Origin of the sequence: Paenibacillus sp. JJ-223, assembly GCF_927798175.1 — a bacterium.
Lineage (GTDB): Bacteria > Bacillota > Bacilli > Paenibacillales > Paenibacillaceae > Paenibacillus > Paenibacillus hubeiensis.
Genome location: NZ_CAKMMP010000005.1, coordinates 345,950 through 371,480, shown reverse-complemented (window position 1 = coordinate 371,480; position 25,531 = coordinate 345,950). Strand labels below are relative to the sequence as shown.

General features: G+C 51.7%; 22 protein-coding genes. 10 read left to right on the top strand and 12 right to left on the bottom strand.

What is annotated here, in order from left to right; genetic code table 11:
* Position 1: 1 nt before the first annotated feature.
* The gene (locus L6H98_RS12130; protein WP_236415368.1) at positions 2-1,690 is read right to left on the bottom strand and encodes an ABC transporter substrate-binding protein; all 1,689 of its coding nucleotides are present in this window, start codon (positions 1,688-1,690) and stop codon (positions 2-4) included.
* Between the two features lie 278 nt (positions 1,691-1,968).
* Here L6H98_RS12130 and L6H98_RS12125 point away from each other — a divergent pair, with 278 nt between their 5' ends.
* On the top strand, positions 1,969-2,832 hold the full coding sequence (locus tag L6H98_RS12125) for a helix-turn-helix domain-containing protein (RefSeq protein ID WP_236415367.1): 864 nt from the start codon (positions 1,969-1,971) through the stop codon (positions 2,830-2,832).
* A 192-nt stretch (positions 2,833-3,024) separates the two neighbouring features.
* A complete protein-coding gene (locus L6H98_RS12120; protein ID WP_236415365.1) occupies positions 3,025-3,873 on the top strand; it encodes an EcsC family protein in 849 nt (282 codons plus the stop codon).
* 252 nt (positions 3,874-4,125) lie between these two features.
* Here the strand turns inward: L6H98_RS12120 and L6H98_RS12115 are convergent, their stop codons facing one another.
* On the bottom strand, positions 4,126-5,397 hold the full coding sequence (locus L6H98_RS12115; protein WP_236415363.1) for an MFS transporter: 1,272 nt from the start codon (positions 5,395-5,397) through the stop codon (positions 4,126-4,128).
* A gap of 424 nt (positions 5,398-5,821) precedes the next feature.
* On the opposite strand from L6H98_RS12115, the gene L6H98_RS12110 reads away from it, so the two are divergent.
* A complete protein-coding gene (locus L6H98_RS12110) occupies positions 5,822-7,600 on the top strand; it encodes a phosphatase PAP2 family protein (protein ID WP_236415361.1) in 1,779 nt (592 codons plus the stop codon).
* Positions 7,601-8,674: 1,074 nt separating this feature from the next.
* On the opposite strand, the gene queF is transcribed toward L6H98_RS12110, so the two are convergent.
* From queF to L6H98_RS12080, 6 genes are all read right to left on the bottom strand, one after another.
* Entirely contained in the window at positions 8,675-9,166 is a 492-nt protein-coding gene (gene queF, locus L6H98_RS12105; RefSeq protein WP_236415359.1) for a preQ(1) synthase, read from the bottom strand.
* A gap of 62 nt (positions 9,167-9,228) precedes the next feature.
* Positions 9,229-10,008, bottom strand: coding sequence for a 7-carboxy-7-deazaguanine synthase QueE (gene queE, locus L6H98_RS12100; protein ID WP_236415409.1), 780 nt, complete (start codon positions 10,006-10,008; stop codon positions 9,229-9,231).
* A gap of 46 nt (positions 10,009-10,054) precedes the next feature.
* The gene (gene queD / locus L6H98_RS12095; RefSeq protein WP_236415357.1) at positions 10,055-10,546 is read right to left on the bottom strand and encodes a 6-carboxytetrahydropterin synthase QueD; all 492 of its coding nucleotides are present in this window, start codon (positions 10,544-10,546) and stop codon (positions 10,055-10,057) included.
* Positions 10,543-11,223: a 7-cyano-7-deazaguanine synthase QueC gene (gene queC, locus L6H98_RS12090; protein ID WP_236415407.1), complete on the bottom strand. Its 681-nt coding sequence runs from the start codon at positions 11,221-11,223 to the stop codon at positions 10,543-10,545. The genes queD and queC overlap by 4 nt, the downstream gene beginning before the upstream one ends.
* 387 nt (positions 11,224-11,610) lie before the next feature.
* Entirely contained in the window at positions 11,611-12,318 is a 708-nt protein-coding gene (locus L6H98_RS12085; RefSeq protein ID WP_236415355.1) for an AIM24 family protein, read from the bottom strand.
* 18 nt (positions 12,319-12,336) lie between these two features.
* Positions 12,337-12,792, bottom strand: a complete 456-nt coding sequence (locus tag L6H98_RS12080) for a hypothetical protein (RefSeq protein WP_236415354.1) — start codon at positions 12,790-12,792, stop codon at positions 12,337-12,339.
* Positions 12,793-13,305: 513 nt separating this feature from the next.
* Between L6H98_RS12080 and L6H98_RS12075 the strand changes: the two genes are divergently transcribed.
* The 3 genes from L6H98_RS12075 (at position 13,306) to L6H98_RS12065 (ending at position 15,513) form a co-directional block, all read left to right on the top strand.
* Positions 13,306-13,473, top strand: coding sequence for a hypothetical protein (locus tag L6H98_RS12075; protein WP_236415353.1), 168 nt, complete (start codon positions 13,306-13,308; stop codon positions 13,471-13,473).
* A gap of 209 nt (positions 13,474-13,682) precedes the next feature.
* Entirely contained in the window at positions 13,683-14,378 is a 696-nt protein-coding gene (locus L6H98_RS12070; protein WP_236415352.1) for a hypothetical protein, read from the top strand.
* 169 nt (positions 14,379-14,547) lie between these two features.
* A complete protein-coding gene (locus tag L6H98_RS12065; protein WP_236415351.1) occupies positions 14,548-15,513 on the top strand; it encodes a WYL domain-containing protein in 966 nt (321 codons plus the stop codon).
* A gap of 34 nt (positions 15,514-15,547) precedes the next feature.
* Here L6H98_RS12065 and L6H98_RS12060 read toward each other — a convergent pair whose 3' ends face one another.
* Entirely contained in the window at positions 15,548-16,216 is a 669-nt protein-coding gene (locus L6H98_RS12060; RefSeq protein WP_236415350.1) for a 3'-5' exonuclease, read from the bottom strand.
* A gap of 539 nt (positions 16,217-16,755) precedes the next feature.
* Between L6H98_RS12060 and L6H98_RS12055 the strand changes: the two genes are divergently transcribed.
* On the top strand, positions 16,756-18,582 hold the full coding sequence (locus L6H98_RS12055) for a proline--tRNA ligase (RefSeq protein ID WP_236415406.1): 1,827 nt from the start codon (positions 16,756-16,758) through the stop codon (positions 18,580-18,582).
* A 470-nt stretch (positions 18,583-19,052) separates the two neighbouring features.
* Here L6H98_RS12055 and L6H98_RS12050 read toward each other — a convergent pair whose 3' ends face one another.
* The 3 genes from L6H98_RS12050 to L6H98_RS12040 all read right to left on the bottom strand — a co-directional run bounded on the left by L6H98_RS12050 (position 19,053) and on the right by L6H98_RS12040 (position 21,940).
* Positions 19,053-20,855: a 5'-nucleotidase C-terminal domain-containing protein gene (locus tag L6H98_RS12050; RefSeq protein ID WP_236415349.1), complete on the bottom strand. Its 1,803-nt coding sequence runs from the start codon at positions 20,853-20,855 to the stop codon at positions 19,053-19,055.
* 179 nt (positions 20,856-21,034) lie between these two features.
* Positions 21,035-21,451: an ImmA/IrrE family metallo-endopeptidase gene (locus L6H98_RS12045; protein ID WP_236415347.1), complete on the bottom strand. Its 417-nt coding sequence runs from the start codon at positions 21,449-21,451 to the stop codon at positions 21,035-21,037.
* Between the two features lie 42 nt (positions 21,452-21,493).
* Entirely contained in the window at positions 21,494-21,940 is a 447-nt protein-coding gene (locus tag L6H98_RS12040) for an XRE family transcriptional regulator (RefSeq protein ID WP_236415405.1), read from the bottom strand.
* A 379-nt stretch (positions 21,941-22,319) separates the two neighbouring features.
* Between L6H98_RS12040 and L6H98_RS12035 the strand changes: the two genes are divergently transcribed.
* From L6H98_RS12035 to L6H98_RS12025, 3 genes are all read left to right on the top strand, one after another.
* Positions 22,320-22,802, top strand: coding sequence for an ArpU family phage packaging/lysis transcriptional regulator (locus tag L6H98_RS12035; protein ID WP_236415345.1), 483 nt, complete (start codon positions 22,320-22,322; stop codon positions 22,800-22,802).
* A gap of 92 nt (positions 22,803-22,894) precedes the next feature.
* Positions 22,895-24,586 (top strand): GAF domain-containing sensor histidine kinase, encoded by a 1,692-nt coding sequence (locus tag L6H98_RS12030; protein ID WP_236415344.1) that lies wholly within the window; start codon positions 22,895-22,897, stop codon positions 24,584-24,586.
* Positions 24,583-25,311: a response regulator transcription factor gene (locus tag L6H98_RS12025; protein WP_236415342.1), complete on the top strand. Its 729-nt coding sequence runs from the start codon at positions 24,583-24,585 to the stop codon at positions 25,309-25,311. Before L6H98_RS12030 ends, L6H98_RS12025 begins: the two co-directional genes overlap by 4 nt.
* The last annotated feature ends 220 nt before the right edge of the window (positions 25,312-25,531 follow it).

Below are 25,531 nucleotides of genomic sequence, written 5' to 3'. Positions count from 1 at the left end.
CCTATTCATTCCAAAGTTTTACGCGATCCTGCACGTATTTGGTGAAGCCCTGTTCCATTTTTTCGACGCCTGCGTTGATCAACTGCTGCTGGTAATCGTCCCAGATGGCATCGAATTGCTCGGGTTTGGACATGACCGCCTGCGGAATGACTTTCCACGTAATGTCCTTCACTTTGTTTTCGATGACCTTAATTTCATCGTCGGACGGCACAGAGATATTCCAGGCGGCTCCCCAAGCTTTGGGCGGGAAGTCTTTTTCGTTCGGGAACAGGTCCATCCAGGTGGTTGCCCCGTAGGCTTTGAGCGTTTCTTTGTCGGCATCGGTGTAGTTGTTCACGATTTGTTCCGGGAAATTTTTGGTGAAATAATTGCCTGTGGAATCTTGAACGCCGTCTCCATAATGAGCGCCGAGGTTCGTGTACAGTCCAATGCCGGATTCCCGGGTAAACGGGATGTTGTCATTGACGATACGCTGCTGCACGTCGTCAGGCACAATGCGCTTGCCGTCTTTCATTTCGTACTGCTTGCCTTCGACGCCCCAATAATTCAGCACCTGTCCTTCCTCGGAAGCGAGGAAATCGAGAAACTGGATGGCCCGAACCGGATCTTCGTTGGCCGTGGTGATTCCGACGCCCCAGCCGGCCATGAACCCGGTCGATTGGTAACGGTTGTCCTTGTATTTGTCCGATAACATGACAGAGTAGTGGCCATAGGTCTGGTCATTCATTCCAGCGGCTTTCAATGACTTTTCGGCATCGCTGTATCCCCAGTCGACATCGATCAGGCCGATGACCCGACCCGAAGCGATTTTCGCTTGGTATTGGTCATTTTTCTGCACAAAGGATTCCGGGTCGAGCAGTCCGGTGTTGTACATATGGTTCAGCCATTTGAAGTATTCTTTCTCGCCTTCGGTGCGGAAGTGGTAAGAAGCTTCATGTGTTTCCGGATCGATGTAATATTCGCCGTCCCCGGATTTGCCGGTCGTTTCGGCTGCCGGGTTGGTCACCGAAATCTGGATGCGCCAGTCGTCCGCATTCAACGTCAGGCCGATGTTTTTGTTGCCGTTTTCGTCGGTCGGATGTTTTTCGAGATAGTCGCGGATGACGTTTTCATAGTCTTGCAACGTTTTGATCTCCGGGTAACCGGCTTCCTTGACCGCGCGATGCTGCAGCTCGAAGCCGCCGCCAGCCACGAAATTCACGCCGTCGATGGCAGAGTAGGTAGGAATGACGTAGATGGATGGATCGTCGTTGCTATAACGCAGCCGTTTGATCTGATCGCCGAACAGCTTTTTGAGATTGGGGGCATGCTCTTCGATCAGATCGGTCAGATCCAGCATGGCTCCGGCATCGACGAGTTTATCGAGATCGCCTTTGGGACTGATGAGATCAGGGTATTCCCCGCTGGCCGCAATCAGTGCCAGTCGTTGCGCAGGATCGGATATGGCGAATTCGGCATTCAGCGTCACGCCCGTTTTTTTGGTGATTTCCTTGCCGACGTCGTCCTGCATGTTGTTCCAGTTCGGATTATTGTCCGCGCCAAAGAACGTGAAGGTAACCGGATCGGAACCGTCTTTGCCGGCAGTTCCGGTCGTTTGGGCATTCCCGGAACTGCCGCAGCCTGCGAGCAGGCTTAGCGAAAGAACCGCTGCAACCGACAATGTTGCCGTTTTTCGAATCTTATTTGTCATGTTAACCCCCCTGAGGAAAATGGTTGATAAAGCCCAAAGATCGGTGGAGCCGAGCTATTGCGTGCGCTTTCAAGAAGGCGCTGCATGAGCGTCATCTTCATGCCAAGGCTTTCGGAACACGGTTCGGGAGCCTCTTGCATCTCTCTTTTGCGCCTGCTCCATAATGGCTTATGAAGCATATTCTAACGTTTTCCTGATGCGTGAAACCTTGATTATTCGGTCGTGGAGTAGCATGATATAGACATGGTTCCAATCTATGAATTTCGGAGGAAAGACCAGTGAGCAACGCATATTTGAATTGGTTTACAACCGACCAGCATTTTCCGTTCTACATTCAATATGGGGGACATGACGAGGATACCGATCTTCATCGGCATGTCGATTTTTCGGAGCTCGTGATCGTGTTGAAGGGAAATGCAACGCATATTGTGCATACGGAAGAGTCGTTCATCAAAAAAGGAAACGTGTTTGTTATTAACGGGAGTACCCCGCACGCATACAAAGATCCGCATGACTTCAACATCTGCAATATCATGTACAGGCCTGAGATGCTGGCGGCGGCAGGGCCGGATCTGCGGACGTCCAACGGATTTCAGGCATTGTTCGTTTTGGAACCGCTTTACCGGAAAACGCACCCGTTTCCCAGCCAGCTCGCGCTGCCGATCTCGGACATGGAGTATGTCTCTTCGTTGGTTTCGGTCATGATCGGGGAATATCATGAGAAGCAGCAGGGACACCAAACGATGCTGATGTCGCGTTTCATGGAACTGGTCGTCTATTTGTCCAGGCAGTACGATTCTCAGGAACAGGGGAATGATAGCAACACATTGATGCATTTGGCGAATGCGGTCTCGTATATTGAAGATCACTACGTCGAGCCATTGTCGCTGGAGGAGATTGCAGAGAAGTCTGGCATATCGGTGAGACATTTGAACCGTATTTTTCGTACCCATTATCAAATGACGCCCATTTCCTATTTGCAGCGTCTGCGCCTGGACAGGGCAGGCACCTTGCTTAAGCACACAAACCTGTCCATCACGCAAATTTCATATGAATGCGGCTTCAATGACAGCAACTATTTCACCCGCCAATTTACCAGGGCACATGGCATCTCCCCCAAGGCCTACAGGCAGAGGCAATAATCTGGGTTCGGATTCAAAAGGTTAGGACATCTGAAATCCAACAAGGGAACCGAGTCGGTTTCGTGTTGATGACTACTTCCCGATGCACGATTTGCATGTGTCCGGGGAATCATGCAAAAGCAACCAATCCCATGTTTTCTGCGTATGAGGTATATGTTAGTTGATCAAAGAAATAATGGGGGACTGTCATAGATGGAAACACGCGAACAACTGGATCAGGAATTGGAGCAGATCCTGAAGTGGGAGAAGGAGCAGAAGGCGCTGTTTATTTGGGATAAACTCGGTCGTTTGCCGTTCGTCATGCTCGATAAGGTGATGCCCAAAGCGCTGAAAGAGAAGATCGGAACGGCTTTGAACGATGTCGGACAATACGTGCAGCACGGGGGCAAGTTTCTGGTGCAGAAACAGAAAGTAGCCAAGCTGCTGCAGGAAGAGGCCGAAAAGTCGGGATATGCCATGAAGGATGTTACAGTGACCGAGGTAGAACAAGAAACGGATTCGAAGGCAGATGGCCAGATCCATAGCGTAGAAGGGCTGCCGCTTGAAGTACTTGACCGCGTTGCGGACAGCATTACCGAGAGCCGGGCGAAGTTTGCGGCAGCGCAGGGGGCAGCGACGGGAATCGGGGGCATCGTGACCATTGCAGCCGACATTCCTATGGTCATGGGCATGTCGCTGAAGGTGCTGCAGGAAATGGCGCTATGTTACGGTTACAATCCGGACGATCCGCAGGAACGCATTTTTATCGTAAAATGCCTGCAATTTTCGTCGGCCGACATCGTAGGCAAAAAAGCGATTATCGATGAGCTTGCCGATTACGACAATCCGGAGAAGCAAGTAGAGGTTATTTCTCAGATGCAGGGCTGGCGGGAAGTGTTTCTCTCGTACAGCGAATCTTTCGGCTGGAAGAAGCTGTTCCAGCTCATCCCGATCGCAGGCATGTTGTTCGGCTCGATCAGCAACAAGGGCACGATCCAGGACGTGGCGGAAGCCGGCAAGATGCTGTACAAGAAGAGATTGATATTGCAGCGATTGAAGTGAACTATATAAACCGCATGCTTTCGAAGCAGCTTTCTTTCAGAAAGCTTTAAGACCGCTTTGCTTCTCCAGATTGGTTCTGCCTCTCCGTTAACGTGTGTATGTTTTTTGCGGTTTATATAACAAATATGATTTTACTGGAGTTTAATGAAAAACGCCTATTCCGTTGATGACAACGAAATAGGCGTTTTTTGGATTTGCTTACGCGGTGCGACGACCTCTCATGGATTAAATAGCTGTGACACCCTAAGTTTCTTATTCTTCGCTGCCGTTTTCTTCCGCCCAACGTTTCAGCACCTTATCCGAAGGCAGCAGGAAGGTCAGAACCCCGATCAGCGGCAGGAAGCTGCAAAATTGCATGACCGTGGATACGCCGAGGGCGTCGATCCAATTTCCAAGCACGAGTGCGCCGAGCCCGCCCATGCCAAAGGCCAGACCCGTAATCAAGCCGGATACCGTCCCGATTTTGCCCGGGATCAGCATCTGTCCGTAAACGACCGTGACCGAGAAGCTGGACAGGATGATGAAACCGATGATCGCCAGCAATACGCCCGTCCAGAACAGGTTGGCGTACGGCAGCAGTAACGTCAGCGGAGCAGCGCATGCCATGGACAGGAAGATCATGTTGCGTTTACCGAAACGGTCGGACAACGGTCCGCCAAAGAAGGTGCCAAGTGCACCCGCGGCCAGGAACAGGAAGATGTAAATCTGCGCATCCTCTGTGGACAGGCTGAAGCCTTCTTTCAAATAGAAGGCGTAATAACTGCCGATGGCCGCGTTGTACAGCGATCGTACAAAGACGAGGATGATCAGCAGGGTAATGGCAGCCGCGATTTTTTTACGCAAGGCCGGGTTAGGCGCTCTGCGTGCAGCCGCCTGCTTACGCATGTAACCGGAACCGAGCATGCGCCCGTACCAACGGGCGATATAGATCTGTACCGCGATGCCGGCTGCGGCAATGCCGGTGAAACCGATCGCTCCGAACAGGCCGAACGGGATGAATATCCAGCGCGTCAGCAATGGGGCCAGCGATTGCCCGGCATTACCGCCTACCTGGAAGATGGACTGGGCGAGCCCGCGACGCTGTCCGGCGGCCATGTTGGATACCCGGGAGCCTTCGGGATGGAAAGCGGCCGAGCCCAAACCAACGAAAATGACCGAGATCAGCACGGCGGCATAATCGTCCGCAAAGGCAAGCAGCAGCATGCCGGTAAAGGTAAAGCCCATACCGATGGGCAAAATGGAAGGGGTAGGCCTTTTGTCCGCAAACCAGCCGACGACGGGCTGCATGATGGATGCGGTGAAGTTGATGGCGAACGAGATCCATCCGATCTGAGTATAACTCAGGTGCATGGAATCCTTCAGAATCGGGAAAATCGCCGGAATGACGGACTGGATGGAATCATTGAACAGATGCACCAGACTGATGGCGATCAAGATCCGGTACACGGTGCGCTGGGCATCCGATCCGGGGTCGATTTTGGAACGGACGCGGCCGTCCTTGGATAAAGAGGATTGCATAGACATGTACAGTTCTCCTTTAGGTCACAGTCGCTGGGGATCTATGCCTTCTATTCTGAGATACTTACTCATATTGTTACATAATAGGATAGATTGAGGGCACCGACAAGAGAAAATAATAACCGGGTCCATCCATCAACCGAGGGATGCGCATAGGGTTGATTTTACATTAACCAAACATTTCTTGTGTTTGACCCAATGACGACGGGCATAGCCGAATGCACGGGCAACGATATATTTAATTAGGAAGCTTGCCATTGAAGGGGCAAATTTCGCTGTGTGTCTGTCCATACAAAACCGCAGGGGATTTAACAAAAAGAAGATTTTGGCTTAACAAACGTGCGCTATGATTTTTAACGGACAACTTGTTGATTCATTACATCATGTGCCCGACAAGGTGCAAAAAGACGAGAGAGGATCTGATCGAATCATGAAATCTTTGAAAAAACAAGCTACTGTAGCGTTATTGGCTATGCCTTTACTGTTAAGCTCCGTGGGGGCGGGGTACGCCAACGCTGCAACGGGTTCTTTTAACGTGGACCCAGCGCCCGCACCAGCCTGGGGATATTTCGTGGACAACTACAAAAACAACAAAACCGATAACCAGACGCTGGAGTCCAATCCCGCACTTGGTATTTTGTCCGGCTTCTCCGACCTTTGGAAAACCGGCGATGCCTGGAATACCGGAAGCAAGCTGAACGAAAGCATTCTGGATCTTAATATTCGCAAAGTATTCAATACATATATGCGCCGCACGGCCGAACAAGCGGAGAAAGCGTACCTGGATGACCGCCGCAGCCAAAGCTACAGCGTCATTGACGGTTTCGGTCCTTATGCCGATACGTATCGTGCCAAAGCTAAAGCGGAAACAACCGTCAAGGAAGTTGCTGCCGATGCAACGACCACGAAGTACAGTGACGAAGGAAATGGCGCAGGGGACGCCGAATCCAGCCTGGGCAAAGTGGTAAGCTTGGTGAACACGCTGCGTGGCGAATATTCGTCCGGCAATCCGTCCAAATATTATTTCCAATATCCGCGTCCATTCCGTTGGGTGGATAACTCGCTGGTCGTAAACACGCTTCTTCCGGTACAAAGCAATGAGCCTGAAAAAGACGGCGGTTTCCCGAGCGGACATACCAATGCGGCTTACCTGACCGCTTTTGCGTTTGCGTATGCTGCGCCTGAACGTTATCAGGAAATGCTGACGAATGCGGCTGAGCTCGGCGAAAGCCGTGTCGTTGCAGGCATGCACTCCCCGCTGGACGTCATGGGTGGACGCGTATTGGCCACAGCGCTGTCGGCGGCGATTCTGTCCGATCCGGCGAACAGCGAACTGAAGCAAGCGGCTTACGAGCAAGCACAGCGTGAACTGATGAACACAGAAGTTAAAGGTCCAGATGCATACGGCGATTATGACGCCAACAAAAAGAAATATACCGAACTGCTGACGTTCGGTTTCCCGCAAATCGATTCCAAAACCGAACCGATGGTGGTTCCCAAAAATGCCGAGGTGCTGCTGGAAACGCGTCAGCCGTACTTGAACGATACCCAGCGCCGTGAGGTACTCGCTACGACAGGACTGCCTTCCGGTTATCCGCTGCTGAATGATCCGGAAGGCTGGGGACGCCTGAACCTGTTTGCCGCGGCAGATGGTTACGGCGCATTCATGTCCGACGTTACCGTGAACATGGATGCTTCCAAAGGCGGCTTCAATGCTGAAGATTTGTGGCGCAATGATATTTCCGGCGAAGGCAAGCTGACCAAACAAGGTACGGGCAAGCTGACGCTTAGCGGAAACAACACTTATTCCGGCGGCACTGTGTTGGAGGAAGGTACGCTTGAGGGTGCTTCGAAAACGGCATTCGGTACGGCGAGCGTCACCAACAACGGCGGAACGATCGGTGAAGAGGTTGAAGGCCGGTTCGTGATTGGCGGCAACTTCAAACAATCCGCCAAAGGTACGCTGGAGCTGAACATCAGCAGCAAAAACGACGTATTCCAAGTGGCGAAAAACGCTACCCTTGGCGGCAAGCTGCAACTGAACTTCACGGATGGTTACGTGCCGGCGAACGGCGAAACAATCATGACGTTCGGCCAAAAAGCGGCTGGAACGAAGTTTGCTTCCGTGGACGTTTCCGGACTGCCGAGCGGCGTAAAAGCAAGCGTGGTTTACAAAGCAAACAGCGTTGTGCTGAAAGTGAGCAAATAAGAGGTTTTAGGGTAGGGTGGCAGATTCGTTCCCAGCGGGATAGAAATGTTAAGCGGAACCAGGTGACTGCACAGCCTATATAGGTTGAACTAGACAATTACACGATAACGGAGAGGGCAGAAAGAATCTGGAGAAGCGAAGCGGTCTAAAAGCGGTCTTAAAGCTCTCTGAAAGAAAGCTGCATCGGAAGCATAAGCTTCACCGTTTCCTTTTGAAAAAGGGATCAAAAAAATCTGGGGATAACAGTGATCGGAAGATGGTTCTGACCACGTAGTGACTCCGTGTAAAAATCATCGGTTCAACTTATATAGAGCTAAATCGAGAGAACCCCGGAAAATGATCCGGGGCTCTTTTTTGTATTGCGTGTTAAACGCGACGGTGGCAAGGAATGAAGTAGACTGCAACAACTGATATGGCGGTAAGGCTTTCATGACAGCGAAAGCTGTGGTAGCTGGTGATAAGGTAACGCTTACCTAAAGAAGCAATTAAAGGTATTGAGGTTACGATTGCAATGAAGGCATTGGTGGGTTAACGGCAGCTGCTTGAATAAACACCATGGTTCCTATGATAGTAACAAAGTTAGGACAGCAAAGGCCGCAACGACAATGATGTCCCTAATGCGTGAAGCTACGGATGTAACGAACATGAGACACGTTAATCAGCCCAAATGGAGGCTTTTCAAGGTCTTACGAACCTCACACACCTTATTTGGGTGAAATTGGACCCAAGGCACGTAAATTATCTTAAATAGCGTGCCTGAGGTTCGTTAGCCGTCCACACACCGTGAAAACCTCCATATAGCGTGCCTGAAGTTCGTTAGCTGTCTATACACCAATAATGTGCCTGAAGTTCGCTCGCGCGGTCGACCATTGCGATATGTGGGCATTGTGCCGATCTATATTAACGTTCCAGCTTTGCCGTATCCGATGCGATAAACGCAAAAGGAGCGATTCTTCCCCGCAGGGTGCGGGAGAATCTGCTCCTATGTTAGAGATCCGTGATGCCAACGGGCTGAATCACCCTTGAAGGGGGCACCGAGTGCTGGGTTTATGACTAGTCGCCTAAGTTTACCTCTTAACGGTTATCGACCGTTTCCGGGTACATGTCATGGTTCAACATGCGGTGCTCGGCCATCTGCTCGTATTTCGTCCCCGGTTTGCCGTAGTTGGTGTACGGGTCGATGGAGATGCCGCCGCGCGGCGTGAATTTGCCCCATACTTCGATATAGCGCGGGTCCATCAGCTTGATCAGATCGTTCATAATGATGTTCACGCAATCCTCGTGAAAATCGCCATGGTTGCGGAAGCTGAACAAGTACAGCTTGAGCGATTTGCTTTCTACCATTTTGACGTCGGGAATGTAGCTGATATAAATGGTGGCAAAGTCAGGCTGGCCCGTAATCGGGCACAAGCTTGTAAACTCCGGGCAGTTGAATTTCACGAAGTAATCGCGGTAGGGATGTTTGTTGTCAAAGCTCTCCAGAATGCCAGGATCGTATTCAAACGTATATTTCGTGCCCTGGTTGCCCAGCAGCGTCAAGTCTTGCATCTCGTCAGGTTGTCTCATTGTCGTTCCGTAACTCCTTTAGGTTAAAATCCATATATTTAATCGATAGCCTGTTCATTGGGCTACACGCCGCGTTTATTGCCCCATACAAGTGTATGAAGCTGCGGCAGCACGCGAACGTCATTCAACGTCTCGGAGCCGCTCACCTGGTCAATCAGCCACTCGTAGCGTTCGAGCAGGGAGGAGGCAAGGTCTGCTGTATCCGCTGACGAGACGTCAGGATTCCCGGTTTGCAAAAAGAGAGCTGTTCCCGGATACCGCTCATGCACGCGCCGGGCATAGTCCAGGTCTGTCTCGTCAAAAATGACGATTTTCAGACTCATGCTGCGGTTCGCTGGACGCAGCGCCAGCCGCTGAACCAGATCATCCAGCACGCCCCAGTCCGTCTCCATGCCGGAGCTGGGTGGCTTCGGCGAGACGGTGACTTCGTCAATGTCCGCCAGCCAAGGCTGCCAGCGCGAGCCCTGCGTCTCTACCGCCGTGCGGATGCCCTGCTCGCGCAGCAATTGAACCAGCCCGCCCAGCGAAACCAGCAGGGCGGGGTTGCCGCCGGAGATCGTGACGTGCGAGAAGCGGGCGCCGCCGATGCGGCGCAGCTCCTTCAGAATCTCCTCCGGCGCCATCATTTTGATCTGGTCCTTCCCGGTGCCGTCCCAGGTAAAGGCCGAATCGCACCAGGAGCAGCGGTAATCGCAGCCTGCGGTGCGCACAAACATCGTTTTTTGCCCGATGACCATGCCCTCGCCTTGAACGGTCGGCCCGAAAATTTCCATGACCGGAATGCGTCCCCCGCGTCCGCCATTCGCAGACCTGCTTTCCGGTTCGGGACGTGAGTCCATCATGGCTGGCAAATCCTGGGTTCTGTCTGCTGACGCATGCTGCAGGAGGTTATCCATCGATCATCCACTCCCGTCTCGCTTCCGCGTAGCTGGTAGGTGTCTCGTACAGACGAACGAATTCGGTTCGTCCCCCTTCGGCGAGGGATGCATAAGGCTCCGACTGCAGCGCCAGTTCCATTTGTTCGAACAGCCAGACGACCATGTTTTCGGCCGTGGTGTTCATCAGAGGTAGGGTCTCGTTCAAGTATTGATGGTCGAGATACCCTTCCATGCGTGTTTTCCAAATGTCTTTGATATGTCCAAAATCAACGGTAAGCCCGGTTTCTCCCGGATAACCGCTGATGCCAAATACGACTTTGTACGTATGTCCGTGCAAGTTTTTGCATTTGCCTTCGTAACAGTGCAGGTGGTGCGCGGCGTCAAAGGTAAACTCTTTGCTGACCAGCACCCGTTTCCGATGATAGCGAAGCTGTGCAGGCAAAATGTCTTCGTCGATCCGCTGCAGCCGCTCGACGATGCGGAACGTCCCCGGCTCTCTCATCGATGATCCGCCCCCGGTGTCCCTGTTTGGGTGCGTTGTTCGAGATAACGATCCAATCCGGCTCTCCGCAGCTTGCATGCCGGGCACTCGCCGCAGCCATCGCCAATGACGCCGTTGTAGCAGGTAAGCGTACGTTCGCGCACGTAATCGAAGGCGCCGAGTCGATCGGACAGCTCCCACGTTTGGGCTTTGTCCAGCCACATCAGCGGCGTATGGATTACGAACGGGTAATCCATCGACAGGTTAAGCGTAACGTTCAGCGACTTTACGAAGGAATCCCGGCAATCCGGATATCCGCTGAAATCCGTTTCGCATACACCGGTGACCAGGTGACGCGCACCTTTTTGTTTGGCCATAATCGCGGCAAAGCTGAGGAACAACAAATTTCGTCCATCGACGAACGTGCTGGGAAGCTCGCCTTCCTCATGCGTAATCTCCACATCCGTGCGGGTCAGTGCGCTTGGCGCAAGCTGATTCAGCAGACTCATATCGAGCACGGTCTGCTGCACGCCCAGATCGTGTGCGATCGCCGCCGCACATTCGATCTCCAGTTTGTGCCGTTGACCATAGTCGAAGGTGACGACTTCAACTTCGGCAAACTGCTGTTTAGCCCAGAACAGGCAGGTGGTGCTGTCCTGGCCGCCGCTGAATACAACGACTGCTTTTTCTTCGTTCAACATAAAAAAACCTCTCCATCTTCTTAAGATCGATTCAGGCCAAAAGCCTGCATCGTCGAAGAACAGAGAAGTTCATGAACTGGCATCCATCAAAAAACACACCTTCCCGCAAACAAGCAAAAAAATGCCTGCGAAAAAGTGATCTTAGTTTTTTACATACAGATTTATCCTTCGCCATGCGGTTTCAGACGTTGTTCTGTACGCAGCACATCCGGCCGTCAGGCCTGAAATGCGCTGTAGAGGGAGTTCGCGAACCTCTCCCATGCCAAGCGGCATGGATTTTCTTCTTCAATTGTCCGGTTCAGTATAACACAATTTCAACCTTGCAGCACATGTTCTGCGGCGATCCAACATTTGACTGTCTGCAGCGGTTCGACAGGCCGGCGCTTATTTAATCAGAATGTTGCCGAACGGAATGACTTCTTTCAAGATTCGTTTGAACAGGCCATCGCCATCGTTGACGTCCCGTTCCAGCCTGTGGTTCTCGCGGCCTGCCTGAAACAGGACAGGGCCGTGTCCCGTCATTTTCCAATGATAGTTCATGTGTTGGCTGGCCAAGTGGTTGCCGTATACCGTCAGCTCCAGATGAGCATTTTCAGGATAGGCAATAACGCTGCCTGCATCCACGTACAAGGGAGCGGTGGGGTGCAGTTCCTGTTGGCACACTTGTCCCTGGGTCAGCAGACCGATTTTGCCGTGGCCGGAAAACTTCATTTTCACGGCGTCCCGGGTGATGAACATATTTTTGATCTTCTGGATTTTGGTGTGCATGGTAACGCCGTCCGAATAAAAGAACAGATGGCGAAAGTCGTAGAGCAGGTCGCTCTCGGCCGTCAATTCCACTTCCTTCATGGTGAAGCCGGGCGGGAGTGCAGCCACAAACTGGCAAGGGCCGGTGATTTCGGACTTGATCAGCTTTTTTTTGCGGTACATGCCGGAGATGTTCATGAATTTGTCGTTGCGGCTGCTGCTTGGCCCTCGAAAGGCGACAATTTGCTGGGGGTGTAAAATATGAAGCCGGTCTTCGGGCGTAAGCGAGAACTTCACCACTTGACCGGCCCCGTCCGCTTCGACCGTGTTGAGGTTAATGTGCATGTCGTGGCTCCCTATTCTTTATATTCGGCCTGAACGGCGACGCATCCCCCAACGCATCACGCGAATCAGGATGAAATACCCCAAGATGAGACAAACGGCAGTAATGACTGTGGTTTGAATGCGTTTGGCGGTGACATTGCGAGCGTTCTGCTGATCTTGAAGCTCGCTGACCATTTCGGTCAGTTTCTGGTTTTGGGCGACCAGCTGCTCATTTTGGGCTTTGAATGCCTCGACATTGGCCTCAGCTTGTCCCAACTGCGCAGAGGTTTCGTTCAATTGTTCCAACGTTTGCCGATAGCTTTCCTGCAGAGCATTCACTTCTCCCGGAAGCTCCGATACCCGTTCCCAACTGCTGTATATGTCTGAAAAGATGTTGGCATGTGCCGCATTTACGGTGTGCGTAAACGAAAACGCCATGATCGCGCATGCAGCGAGCAAAATTCGAAGGGTTCCGTGTTTCGACCGTTTGGGCATAGAGGCACCTTCTTTCGATTAAAATCGGTATATTCCGCGTTTCTTGGTACGGAAGGAAAATCACTATTACATTATACGTCAAAATCGGCGCAATGGGTTCAGTACTTCCTTCAGTCCCCAGTGAATTTTTGTGTTTGATCCTACGGATTTTCGGGTAATGGACATAGTCGGCCCCGGCGGCTGATCATTAAATGATTAACCGCGTTTGCGTATCTGCTTTTCCCTTGGCGAAAACGCCGCTATATATGTTGAACTAGACATTTACACGATAACGGAGAGGGCAGAACCAATCTGGAGAAGCGGAGCTAAAAGCTTTCTGTAAGAAAGCTCCATCGAAAGCATACGCTTCGCATTTATCACCGGATTTTCCCCTTAAATAAGGGGATTAAAAAAATCTGGGATAACAGCGATTGGAAGATGGTACTGCGCCCGCAGTGGCCTAGTGGGATTTATTAATACGGTAACGAACAAAATATAATCATTTTCACATTGAACGAAAAGGAGCAGAAATCGATGCATACGACAGAACACACAGCACCTACCAAAAAAATAACCATTACCGTCAACGGAGAACCGATTGGAAGAGATTTGATCATAGACAGCATCACCTACGTTCCCGTGCAGAACGAACAAGACGGAAGGTCGCGAGGCGAATGGAGAGAGCGATCCGACTCATTGTAAAATTGGGACTTGGCAACAGATAGAACGGAAAAGCTTGGCTGGAGCCAAGCTTTTTTTGGGTCAAATTCTGTCGCATTTCGGCGGTTTTAGGCGAAGGGGAAAAAGTTTGTGGAAAAAAATGAAGGGAACATATGTTCCGTGACAATATAGTGTCCATTTACCCTGATAACTTAGAAGATAATACATATAAATCGGGGGAGAGACTACCAGTGAACTCAGTCTTTGAAGTAAGTTATTCGTGGAACAGAGAGGCCATTCCGACGGGGGGAGCCGACCCCGTATATATGTTGATTGAATGGCGCAGCGGTGCCTTAGCCAAAAGACCCAGAAAGACGGCACCCAAAATCGTGTCGCGTGACTTGGAATTGTTGCTCAAACCGGAATTCGGAGTTCGGCTTAAGGGAGTCTATGGTTGCCGCTCCAAGGAAACGGATATTGGCTGGGTTCTCAGGTTAGGTGACGTCTACAAAGGCGAAAGCAAAAAAATACTGCTTGAATTCGCGATGTCTCCCCGACTTTCGGGAAAGGTGCCTGTTTGCTCGGCGTATTGGAGCACCCGGAAATTAAAGCAAAGCCAAAGGGTATTGCTGCGAAGGGAACAATTGTACATCCAATACACAAGCCATCTGGGCATGCTGCGCCAGCCGGATAATCCGAAGGTTGAAAAAAGCATCAAGCTCAACGAAACGGTGCCTTTGATCAAACAAGCCTTGCGCGCTTATGAACGGGGGCGTATACAAGAGGGAAGCGATATTTTGCGCAGGCATGCAGATGCCTTGTTAATCGAAGCGGTGCGCAAACAAGATATCGAATATTACGAGGAGGCCGAGATCGTCGAGAAGCTGCGTTGCCATTATGGAATGACTTATGCAGACTTGCCGCATGACAGACGCGAAAACGCGTAATAGGGAGGCTGAAAACAACGTTGGCCTGACTGATGAGGAAATGGTTGTATCTACATAGATAATAAAGGTGAATATAATAAACAGGTCGAATGTACTTAACAACATAACGAAATATTAATAGAGGTTGTGTTGAATTTCATTGAAACAACATCATGGAGGGCCGGCAAAAATGACAGACCGACTGATCCGATTAATGCGCATTATTACTCTGGTGCAGGCCAAGCCGGGAATACTGGCGCGAGAACTTGCGGAGCGGTGCGAAACAACGGAAAGGACGATATATCGCGACATGGAGGCCCTCAGTGCAATGCACATTCCCATAGCCAACATGGGACATGGGAGGGGATACATGTTTATCAGCCAATTTGCCATGTACCCTTTGAACTGGTCTGATGAAGAAACCCAAGCCTTTATGCACCTTGCTGACGTCATGGAGGATATTCGGCCTTTGCTGAAGCCGGCATTCGAGAGCGCTTATGAGAAAGTGGTGGCGTCAACCCAGAAAAACAAGAAGGAACGCGTAGCATGGTCCGAACAAATCGGCAATCTGTTCAAGGTCGGCATGCCTGTTTCACAATACGACGACCAGACAGAGGAAACGGATGATACGTTGGTCAGATTGTTCGAAGCCTGCATTTCGCAAAACACGGTCGAAGCGGAATATGCTGTTCAGCACGCCAAAGCGATGGTTCGAATTGACCCGTATTGCCTCATCCCTCGCGAGTATCGGTTTGATTTGCTTGCTTACTGTCATTTATCGGAGGGATTAAGACGTTTTCAGGTCAACCGCTTGAGGAAAATCCGGGTGATGTCACGCACGTTTCGAAAGGATGATTATTTGTTTAAATCGTACTTCCGGATGCCTTTGGCTGAACGGGGTACGGAATGGATTTCGTTCAGAATTCGATTTTCCCCCGCTATTGCCGATCAGGTATCACAGCAACCGTTCCTCGTACGCCCGGCGGTCACGAAGGAATTGGACGGTTCCCTTTTGCTTGAAACCGCGGTTAGCGATGATCAGGCCTTTTTGGGTTGGCTCGCCCAATACGGGCCCGATGCCGAGATTTTGGAGCCTGAAAACTATCGGAAAATGATGCAGGAACGCCTCAGGCAATGGCAGCGGTTATACGGATAAAGTCAGTCCGATGCCTGGGTCGTTCCCCTTTAGCTTACTCTTTCGATTTGAAGAGATGGGCCAGATTACCGAAAGGGGATTCTTTCTCATCGTCTTCGTGGCTGGAATAAACGACTTTCGACACCAGTCCTTCGTCATCCGCAGCACAATTCGTCTCCAATGCAAACCGATCGTACTGATGAATGAACACCTTTGCCGTATTGATGGCATCGTCCAAAGCCCGGTGCTGTGTTCCGTCGAACTCGATCCCGCAAAGCTCCAGAGCTTGGGCAAGGCCCATCTGCCGGAATTTTCCCTCCTTCCGCGTCGTGCGCGACCACTGTTGTTGCAAATCATTATGGTTTTTGATCCAGGCGACGTCCAGCCCATGGGTACGGCAGTGTGAAATCAGTTTGCTGCGATCGTCCGGCCCCCAGGAACACATATAATACGTTTCGTTGCCCATCCAGGCAATGAATGGTTTGATCGCTTCCGGAAACAGCGGGGCGGCATCGATATCCTTTTGCGTAATCCCCGTAAACTGAACCGTATCTGTGGAAAGAACGGATTTGTTGGAAGGTCTGACGTAGGAGTGGAACGTATCGGCAATATACAGGCCGTTCTCTCCCTCGGAAACTTTGACTGCACCGATATCGATAATTTCAGAGGAATAGCGGGCATTTCGGCTAACCGTAAATTCAAGATCATAAATGATATATGGCATGGGGTTGGCTCCTTTTACACATCGTTCTATTCAGAAAGCTTGGACCATAGAGAATCCGGATTCGTATAAAGTCTATAGATGTTACGATACTCTCATCCGATCGATGATGCAACACGCCTGTAAAATAATATGATGTGGTAAGTAATCAAGGCAATGATCGCGGCTCTGGCGTCATTTTTGGAATAACGGTTGACAAAGAATTACATATGCACTAATGTGATCAAAAATGAGAACAGCGAACAACGAGGACATGATTGCGTTCCCCGGCATCAACAGAGAGGAAACCGCCTGGTGAGAGGTTTCTGCTGCCGCAGCGCAATTCCCGCCTCGCCAGCTGCGGTGGAGAACGCCTTCGGGCTGCAACCATTGCCGGGAGAGCCCGTTATGCTCAAGAGGACTGCGCCGTGTTTAAAGGCTCCAGTCGAATAAGGGTGGTACCACGACACATTCGTCCCTTGACGAGTGTGTCTTTTTTGTTTTGCCGGGGTTCCCGGGTGTGGTTTGTGCATCGCAAAATAATAATAAGAGGTGTATGTATGATGCGTCAAAGTGAATTGTTAGCTCCAACATTGCGAGAAGCGCCAGCCGAGGCGGATGCAGTCGGTCATCGTTTACTATTGCGCTCCGGGATGATCCGCCAGCTTGCGGCAGGCATTTACAACTATTTGCCGCTTGGAAGGCGTGTTCTGCTGAACGTCGAACGGATTGTGCGCGAAGAGATGGATCGGGCTGGCTGCCAGGAAGTGCTGATGCCGATCATGCAGCCGGCGGAGCTGTGGGAGCAGTCCGGCAGGTATTCGCAGTACGGTCCCGAATTGATGCGTTTCAAGGATCGTCAAACAAGGGAGTTTGCATTGGGCCCGACCCACGAGGAAGTGGTGACAGCTATTGCGAGGGATGAGGTGAATTCTTATCGCCGCTTGCCGTTCACCTTGTACCAGATCGGCACGAAATTCCGGGATGAGCGCCGTCCGCGATTCGGCCTGCTGCGCGGCCGGGAATTCCTGATGAAGGATGCGTATTCCTTTGCATCCAGTTGGGATGAGCTGGATGTGACGTATCAAGCGATGAACAAGGCGTACACTCGCATTTTTGAGCGCTGCGGACTGGATTATATTTGCGTTGAGGCGGATGCGGGCACGATTGGCGGCCAGGGCGAAACGCATGAATTCATGGCGCTGGCGGAAGTGGGCGAAGATACGATCGTTACCTGCAATCACTGCGGTTATGCGGCCAATCTGGAAAAAGCGGGATACAAGTCACTGTCTTCGGAGAATGTAGCGGAGGTTTCGGCGGATACGTTCATTAGCGAAGTGTTGGCCTACATTGCAGCGGATGATAATAGAGGGGATTCCGTCGAACGGACGACGAATGGGATTGACGTGAAAACATGGAAGGAGAACGGGAAAGAGCCTGTCAGGGTGCATACGCCGAATATTCGTTCCATTGCCGAGCTTTGCGCGTTTACGGGCCAAGGGGCTGAACGCATGATCAAAACATTGCTCTATCGGGCCGACGGCAGGCTGGTTGCTGCACTTGTTCGAGGGGATCACGAACTCAACGACGTTGCGCTTAAACAGGTTTTGGGTGCTGAAGAACTCGAGCTTGCCGACGAGCAGGCATTGGCGGAACATGCCGAGCTGAAAGTGGGCTTCCTGGGTCCCATCGGCCTTGGCCTTCCAATCATCGTGGATGCCGACGTGGCCTCCATGACATGCGCGATCGTAGGCGCCAATGAAGTGGATTATCATTGGGTGGGCGTAAGGCCGGGCCAAGACTTTGCGTTGGAGCATGTCGATCACATTCGTTTTGCCGCGGAGGGTGATGCGTGTCCGGCATGCGGCGAGCCGCTTGCATTTACGAAGGGCATTGAGATCGGCCATATTTTCAAATTGGGCACGAAATACAGCGAGGCAATGGGGGCCTCTTTCCTGGACCGGAACGGCCGTGAGAGCGTGCCGGTGATGGGATGCTACGGCATTGGCGTATCGCGCCTGGTGGCCGCGATTGCCGAACAGCATGCAGGCGAAAACGGGATACGTTGGCCGGCAGCCGTTGCTCCGTATCAGGTGCACCTGATTCCGCTGAACTGGAAGGATGCAGCGCAGCGTGAGCTTGCCCTGAAACTGGAGCAGCAACTCGCGGATGCCGGGTATTCGGTTCTCGTCGATGATCGGGAGGAACGGGCCGGCGTAAAGTTTAACGATTCGGAATTGTTTGGCTTGCCTGTGCAAATCGTCATCGGACGTGGAGCAGCGGAGGCTAAAGTGGAATTGGGGTCGCATGCTCTTGCAGCATCCGGCGTGACGGGCAGAATCGACATGAGTGCTTCAGAGGCCTTGAATTATGTAAAAGAGCAGTTGTAGTCCGGTTCGGTGCAGGCGGAAATAATGTTAGGACCGAATAATTTGCGATAGGTTGAAACTACTGCCAAACGGGACAATTGACATGCTGATTTCAAGCATTTTTTAAGACTAAATAACTAAAATTTTAATTTTTTTGGTTTTCTTTTGTCAGTCGACTGATCAAATGTTTTATTTCGGCCAAACATGATGAAATCGTGTTGTGTATTTATGTAACTGAATGGCTGGTCATCGAGTGGTTTCCTTTCGAAGTTACCGCATCACCTCTGGAAAGTGAAACAATTGAGCCATAGTTCATGCCCCTGCTCCATTATTTCATCGTTGGAAAATTTCGAGAGCAGGGATTCATTTTCCACCCTCTAAAGAAAAAGGATGTCCCGCCATCGACCGCGGGACATCCTTGTAGTTTTTGAAGCGTCTCCTATTCGGGGTCATCAACGAATGCCGAGGGAGACGTTAACTTAACGTATTTCTTAAGAAGCCGCAGGCAGCTTCAGTTTTTGTCCTGGATAAATCCAGTGAGGGTTTTTGAGACTGTTCAGTTTTTGCAGAGCTTGCCAAGTTGTGCCGTGTTTCTTGGAGATGGAGTACAGGGTATCTCCGGATTTAACGACATATACGTTGGCTGGTGCCGGTTTGGCTGGTGTTTCCGGTTTGCTTGGTTGCGGTTTCGTCGGCTCTGGTTTAGGCTCGGTCGGAGCAGGCTCTGGCGCTGCCGGTTTTTCCGGCTCCACGGCAGGAGCTTTTGCTTCTTCTTTGATACGCCCATCGGTTTTGATATTTACCGCGCCAAGCTTTTGCATGTAGTTGATCAATGCTTCATCCATTGCGCCGTACATGCCGGAGATGGAATATTTGGTGAACATGGTGTACTCGTCGCCGCCTACCGCTGTGAAGTCATTGGTAGCCAGCTTGTAAGTAGCTTCCGGATCAAGGGCTTTGCCGCCTACCGTCACGGAGTGAACGCGGTTGCCTTTATCCGCAGAAGCATCGATGCTGAACTTGATTCCGGATACTTGCGGGAAGCCGCCGCTTGGCTCAGGATAAGAGGCTACGCCGTTTTCCAGTGCTGCAAGGATATCCGCACCTTTGACATCGAGCGATACGACTTGGTTGCCAAAAGGAAGAACGGTGATGATGTCACCTTTGGTTACAGTACCTTCTTTGATGGAAGCGCGAATTCCGCCGCCGTTGGTCAATGCAATATCTGCTTGGGCAACGTCGCGAAGCGCATCGGCGAGCAGGTCGCCCAGATTGGATTCGCCTGCGCGAACTTGCGCACGTTCGCCGTCCAGGTGTACCGCCGTATTCGCTACTTCTTCTTTAAGGATAGGCTCTTGTTCTTTTTGGATGGAGCTGACCAGAGCAGCTACCTTTTCGTTGGGTTTGATGTCTTTGGCTTCGGTTTCGTCAATCAGCGTGGCTTGCTTTTTCGTCACTTTGCCGCCGTCTACCCACAGATCGATCACACCTACATAGTTGGTGTATTCACCGGCACTTGCAATCAGCGTTCCATGGTCGGATACGAGGCCGTCCTGCAGAACGGTGTGACTGTGTCCGTCGATGAATACGTCAATGCCAGGCACTTCTTTTACCACTTTGAAGCTTGTATCCGTACTGGAAGCGTCTTGTCCAAGGTGGCCCAGCACAACGACGACATCCACTTTGCCGCGAATTTCATTCACAAGCACTTTTGCTTCGGCAGCAGGGTCCGTAATATCGAGCCCTTCCACGTTTTTCGGATTTGTTTTGTACATCGTTTCCGGCGTGGTCAGGGCGATAATCCCGATTTTGACCCCGTCCACTTCCTTGATGATGTATGGATCGAACAGACGAGTTCCGTCTTTTTTCTTCACGTTGGCGCTGATCATCGGGAAATTCATCATATCCGCCAGCTCAAGCAGACGCTTGGAGCCGTAATTGAACTCATGGTTGCCCGGAACGATGGCTTGATAGCCTATTTCGTTCATGACTTTGACGATGCTCTCGCCTTCGACCAGTGTGGCGAAGGTTGTTCCGTGAACGGCATCGCCGGCATCAAGCAGAAGCGTGTTGGGATTTTCGCTGCGATACTTGTCCGCAATGCCCGCAACTTTGGCAAATCCCATGGCCGGTGAAGCTTCAACAGCACGCGCGTGCGTGTCGTTCGTATGTAGAATCGTAATGTGTTTGCCCGTGCCGGTAGTTGTGTCCGTTGCAGCCGCGGCAATACTTACGCTGCCAAACAGCAAACATACCGTTAGCAGAAGTGAAACGTAAGTCTTCCAGATTTTCATATGAATCCGTACCCTCCCCAAATAATAATCTACTAAGCCGGACCCGGCTCACGTCATATTTTAACAGACTATATTAAGGAAATCTCGCGATTTGCGTAAAAATACATAACCTGAAGATGACATCTGTCCGTCTTTATCGACCGGTAGTCATTATTTTGGAAAATGGAGACCGTATGTTCTTAATGTGGGTGAAAAAAATGCTGCGCTTCACGGGGCAAGCCTGTACGCAGACAAAATTTTTCGAGCGGTTCATCCGGCTCGGGGGTGGTTCCAAAAGTCAGCAAGGCGATGGCAAACCGGTTGGCTTGCCTCTCCAGTTTGCCGGGAGCAAAGTAAGAATGCTCCTCCAGGAAAAAGCGGTTGATTCCCTTATGCAAACGGTCGTGCCCCAGCTCATGGGCGCATACGAAACGCTGCCATTCCGGAGGCAAATCGTTGTGTATGACGATAAATCTGCGCCGCAGCTTTCGGAAGTAGAGCCCTTTGGTCGATTTTCCCAAATTGGTGAACCGAATCTGTATGCCCAAGGCCCTGGCAATGCTGAACGGGCAGTTCGTCCGGTGTTTTCGAATCAGCTTGTTTACGATGTCATCCATATCAAACCACCTGCCGCAGGATTTGGTTTAGGGTGCAGTGCCTCATTGGCGATCGTCCGGCTCGTTTGGCTTCTTGCGTTTGTTCATTTTTTTGGCCTCCCAGAATAGCCCGGTAAGCACGTCCTTGATTCGCTTTTTGTCTTCGGCATCGAGCGGAATGCCGTCGAACATCAGATCATCTTCCTCTTCCAGCATCTTTTTGAAATCCCTGCGGTCCTTGTAGGTTGCCCACTCGGGTGCATCGGCCATTCCGGGAACAGAGCCTGTTTCTTCGATATATCCTGCTCTTTGCATCATGTCGGGGTAGGATGCCGATAGCGCGTCAGCGAGCTTGCGAATCGTTGCAGGTTTGGGAACGCCCCGGACGCCGTTCTCGATTCGTGAAATTTGCGAATTGCTAATGCCGGCGGCATCGGCGAGTTGGTTGATGCTGAACCCTTGCTGTTCCCGGAGATGTTTAAGGTACGGACCAAATGCGTGTTCCACAATTCATGCCACTCCTTTTATATAGGGAATCATTTGTTGCAAATAATATAACGCATTTATACCTTAAGGTAAAGGAATAAGATATTTTGATGCCAAAAGGTAAAGAAAACGAGAGAATGGCTTTAGTTATGTCTGCAAAATGAACGGATATGAGGGTTTACTCTGCTCTCCAGAAAGTGGTATTCTCAAATAGAAATACGAACAATATGCGAACACAATGTAAATTATAAGCTATTTTTCCCTGATTGTGTAGTGCGATTTCACCGGAACGGGCGACCTATGCCGTGTTCCAAAAGGCAATGAAATCGCCGGAATTTGGGTGTTGCATTCATGGTGGAACAGAAGAACTCTAATTCGAGAGGTTAACTAGGAGGGAACGAATATGGAAATGACATTGCCTGAATTGGATCGACGGAAAACGCAGGCCGCGGTGGAAGCGGCTTTGGAAAAATACCGCATTTATAAAACGGTCGCTTTTGAGGAGCGCGAGGCGATGGTGACGGCCAGTTATACGGCTCGATTTCATGGCGCAACCAATGTTACGGGCGATTCGACGGCCCGAACGGCGATCCATAACGTGGACGTGCGGCGGGCAAGGCAGGCATACTGCGATACGATCGAAACGATTGTTTCAAGGCTGAGCGAAAAGGAACAAATTCTCGTGACCGAAAGATATATGAAGGATGACGATGTTTTTGATTACAAGGTGTACAACCACGTGTTCGATCCGCCCGTAAGCAAAGATACGTATACGAAAATCCGCACGCGTGCGTTCTATAAAATGGCGCTCGCGCTGGCTGACCGCGGCCTGATCAACATGGATCCGCTGGCCTCATCCCGCACGGAACGCAAGAAACTCGGGTGACCGCTGCCGGTGCTGCGGGAACTTCCCTAACCTCCGCCGATTGTATACAATAATGGAATGATTACTCGCGGAGATGGGAGGGAGCAAGCCAAATGTCGGAACAAGCCGGAATCAGGGAAATGTACACGCTCAAGACGATTGCCGAGACGCTGAACACATCGAATGATCTTGGAGCGATGATGGATACCGTCGTAGGCAAGCTGCTTGAATTGACCGGATTGACTGCCGGGTGGGTATTTCTCATCGGGGAGCGCGGCAGCTACCAATGCATCTCTGACGAGCATGTGCCGCCTGCGCTTAAATATCGCGGCGGGGAACCGATGCGCTGCGGTACCTGCTGGTGCGTTAACCGATTTTGGGACGGCCGCCTGGACAACGCCGTCAACATCCTGAATTGCAAACGGCTGGAGAAGGCTGCCTTGCATGCATGGGGAGATACGCAGGACATCACGCATCATGCGACCATACCGCTGAGATCGGGGGAAAAGCTGCTCGGACTGCTGAACGTTGCTGCACCGGGCAAGGCGCATTTCAGCGATAGCGAGCTCGCATTGCTGCAGGCGGTGGCCTATCAGATCGGCAGCGCGCTGGAACGGATGAGATTATATCGCGCAGAGCAGCGAAGGGCTGACCTGTATTCCAAGCTGGGCGAGTTCGGCAATGCCATGGGACAAGTCGTAAACGAAGCCGCAGGATCGGAAAATCTGGCCGGAACCGCCATCCGGCTGATCGGAAAATATTACGATTGGCCCATGATCCTTTTTCTTGTCCGGGAGAGCAAAGATTCTATCATCCAGGCCGATTATGTTCGCGGTTCAGGCATGCGTCTGCGGAAACGCCTTTTGTTGGAATCGGAGGCGGATATGCTTCCCGGCATGTTTGAACGCGAGACTTCAGCCGTGCTAAGCCAAGAGGAGATTGTCGCGATTGGAGCCGGCGGCGCGTTGGAGGCCGCATTGCCTGAACTTAGAGCAGGTGCGGTTGCTCCTGTTACATACGGAGCGTCGGAGGAGAAGGGATTGCTGGTGATCGGCAGAGATACGCTGAATGACGATGTACAGGCCGACCTGGAGGTATTGGAGGCGCTCGCGGACCATATCGGAACCGCATGGGAAGGAATGAAGCTGGCCGAACAGCGGCGCGAGCTGGCTCGGCTGGAGGAACGGAACCGACTGGCCAGGGATTTGCATGATTCGGTCAACCAGATGCTGTTTTCGCTGTCGCTGACGGCACAGGGGGCGGAGAGCATGCTGCCCGACTCGCCTGAGTGGGTACTCATCCGAGACGCCATGCAAGATATCCGCTCTCTGTCCAGGCAGGCGCTGAAGGAAATGCGGGCATTGATTTTGCAGCTCCGGCCAGCCGGGCTTGAGCGCGGGATGCTTGAGGCATTGCGCGAATATGGCACAGGGCAGGGGCTGATTGTGAGCGCCAGTTGTACCGGTATGCGATCCATGCCGCGCAGCATCGAGGAAGGGTTATGGCGCATCGGCCAGGAGGCGCTGAATAACGTTCGCAAGCACGCCGGAGTAAGTGCTGTCGACATTAAGCTGGAACTGGACGCGGAACAGGTGATGCTGACGATTAAGGATAAGGGGAACGGCGGGGCCAAAAGGCGTGGCGGACAACCGCCGGGATCGCTGGGTCTATCCATCATGCGGGAACGGGCCGAGTCGCTCGGCGGCCGATTGGAGCTGACCAGTTCGACGCGCAAGGGAACTTCGGTGAAAGCGGTCATTCCACTTCCGCCCGAACCGATCCTGAGTCAGGAGGAACATCGATGAAGATTCGAATATTGCTTGCGGACGATCATACGATGGTGCGCCGGGGGCTGTACCTGTTTCTGGCCACGCAGCCTGACATGGAAGTGGTTGGCGAAGCGGCAGATGGTTTGGGTGCCTTGGAGCAGGCGGGCCTGCTCCGTCCGGACGTGGTGTTGATGGATTTGCACATGCCTGGATTGAACGGAATTGAAGCATCAGCCCGTTTGCGGACCGATGTGCCGGAGAGCAGGATCATTGTGCTTACGTCGTTTTCGGATCAGGATCATGTCGTGCCTGCGGTACAAGCCGGGGTGAAAGGGTACCTGTTGAAAGACATCGAGCCGGAGCAGTTGGCCGCAGCCATACGAAACGTGCATGCAGGCAAGGTCGAGCTCCATCCGGCTGCAGCGGAACAGATCATGCATATGCTCGCTTCTTCCGAGGTGCCCATGAACGGGGCGGGATCGCTGCCTGTTCAGCCTAACGTTCAGGAAGCAGCGGATTTTCCGGCCAAACCGGCGATGGATAGCAAAGAAGCCGATCACGGCCTGAGTCTTCTCACCCGGCGCGAGCGCGAAGTATTGGCATTGATCGCGCAGGGCATGAATAACCGGGATATCGCTGCCAGGCTGGTCATCACGGAAAAAACGGTAAAAACCCATGTCAGCCATCTGCTGGACAAATTGGGTCTGGCCGACCGCACGCAGGCTGCCGTGCTGGCTGTTCGCAACGGGTGGATGGACTGACGCGTTAGGCGGGCAGATTCCGCAATAAACTACGACCAAAGTCGTAGAATTTTTCCAAGCTCAACCGAGAGGTTGAGTTTTTTTGTTTGGAAAGTTACATCCATATACTGACGATCCGAAGGCGTTGTTGACTGTAGAATAAGAAGAAAGAATGGCATAAAGCAACCTGAAAGACCTAAAAAACCGAGATTTAAACATCCAATTTGCCTCGAACTTAAAG

Coding starts and splice junctions, on each gene's coding strand:
- L6H98_RS12130 (WP_236415368.1), bottom strand. CDS start 1,690: ATGACAAATAAGATTCGAAAAACGGCAACATTGTCGGTTGCAGCGGTT.
- L6H98_RS12120 (WP_236415365.1), top strand. CDS start 3,025: ATGGAAACACGCGAACAACTGGATCAGGAATTGGAGCAGATCCTGAAG.
- L6H98_RS12115 (WP_236415363.1), bottom strand. CDS start 5,397: ATGTCTATGCAATCCTCTTTATCCAAGGACGGCCGCGTCCGTTCCAAA.
- L6H98_RS12110 (WP_236415361.1), top strand. CDS start 5,822: ATGAAATCTTTGAAAAAACAAGCTACTGTAGCGTTATTGGCTATGCCT.
- queF (WP_236415359.1), bottom strand. CDS start 9,166: ATGAGACAACCTGACGAGATGCAAGACTTGACGCTGCTGGGCAACCAG.
- queE (WP_236415409.1), bottom strand. CDS start 10,008: ATGATGGACTCACGTCCCGAACCGGAAAGCAGGTCTGCGAATGGCGGA.
- queD (WP_236415357.1), bottom strand. CDS start 10,546: ATGAGAGAGCCGGGGACGTTCCGCATCGTCGAGCGGCTGCAGCGGATC.
- L6H98_RS12085 (WP_236415355.1), bottom strand. CDS start 12,318: ATGCACATTAACCTCAACACGGTCGAAGCGGACGGGGCCGGTCAAGTG.
- L6H98_RS12080 (WP_236415354.1), bottom strand. CDS start 12,792: ATGCCCAAACGGTCGAAACACGGAACCCTTCGAATTTTGCTCGCTGCA.
- L6H98_RS12075 (WP_236415353.1), top strand. CDS start 13,306: ATGCATACGACAGAACACACAGCACCTACCAAAAAAATAACCATTACC.
- L6H98_RS12065 (WP_236415351.1), top strand. CDS start 14,548: ATGACAGACCGACTGATCCGATTAATGCGCATTATTACTCTGGTGCAG.
- L6H98_RS12060 (WP_236415350.1), bottom strand. CDS start 16,216: ATGCCATATATCATTTATGATCTTGAATTTACGGTTAGCCGAAATGCC.
- L6H98_RS12055 (WP_236415406.1), top strand. CDS start 16,756: ATGCGTCAAAGTGAATTGTTAGCTCCAACATTGCGAGAAGCGCCAGCC.
- L6H98_RS12050 (WP_236415349.1), bottom strand. CDS start 20,855: ATGAAAATCTGGAAGACTTACGTTTCACTTCTGCTAACGGTATGTTTG.
- L6H98_RS12045 (WP_236415347.1), bottom strand. CDS start 21,451: ATGGATGACATCGTAAACAAGCTGATTCGAAAACACCGGACGAACTGC.
- L6H98_RS12035 (WP_236415345.1), top strand. CDS start 22,320: ATGGAAATGACATTGCCTGAATTGGATCGACGGAAAACGCAGGCCGCG.
- L6H98_RS12030 (WP_236415344.1), top strand. CDS start 22,895: ATGTCGGAACAAGCCGGAATCAGGGAAATGTACACGCTCAAGACGATT.
- L6H98_RS12025 (WP_236415342.1), top strand. CDS start 24,583: ATGAAGATTCGAATATTGCTTGCGGACGATCATACGATGGTGCGCCGG.